1 protein-coding gene is annotated in these 517 nt (G+C 52.7%); it reads left to right on the top strand.

What is annotated here, in order from left to right:
* Positions 1-80 precede the first annotated feature (80 nt).
* The coding region (locus CPT76_RS36200) for a ketoacyl-synthetase C-terminal extension domain-containing protein (protein ID WP_258169127.1) at positions 81-517 on the top strand (437 nt) is incomplete at its 3' end.

Genomic DNA, 517 nt, shown 5'->3' with positions numbered 1-517 from the left:
CCCTGCATGCGGAAGAGCTGAATCCTTATATTGATTTCGACCGCTCNCCGTTTTATGTCCAGAACAAGACGGAGGCGTGGATGCATCCTGTGGTAGAGCAAAACGGGTTACAGGTAACCTTGCCTAGGCGTGCCGGCCTAAGCTCTTTTGGGGCAACAGGCTCCAACGCCCACCTTTTGCTGGAGGAATATGTAGGACCGCCCAGAAACATTGAGCAGCAGGACAGAAATGAAAACCAACGGGTAACGAGAACGGCCGTGCCATTATCCGCCAAAAATGCTGAACGGCTCAGGGCATATGCCGAGCGTCTTCTGGATTACCTGCTGCAGGGCAAGAAAACCGGAAAGATTGAAGAACGAATTACCGCTCAACAACCGCTTGTAAATCATGTCAAGGAACGGCTTGAAGCAGCATTATGCGGGTACCTGGCCCGAATCCTGTTTGTTCGTGATGAATTGATCGAAACCGGCGTTCCGTGGGGAGACTACGGCGTTGAGCCGGTTCACTTCGGGCTGCT

It is taken from the genome of Paenibacillus sp. AR247 (genome assembly GCF_002968895.1).
GTDB lineage: Bacteria > Bacillota > Bacilli > Paenibacillales > Paenibacillaceae > Paenibacillus_AQ > Paenibacillus_AQ favisporus.
This window is presented reverse-complemented; position numbering and strand designations above follow the sequence as displayed.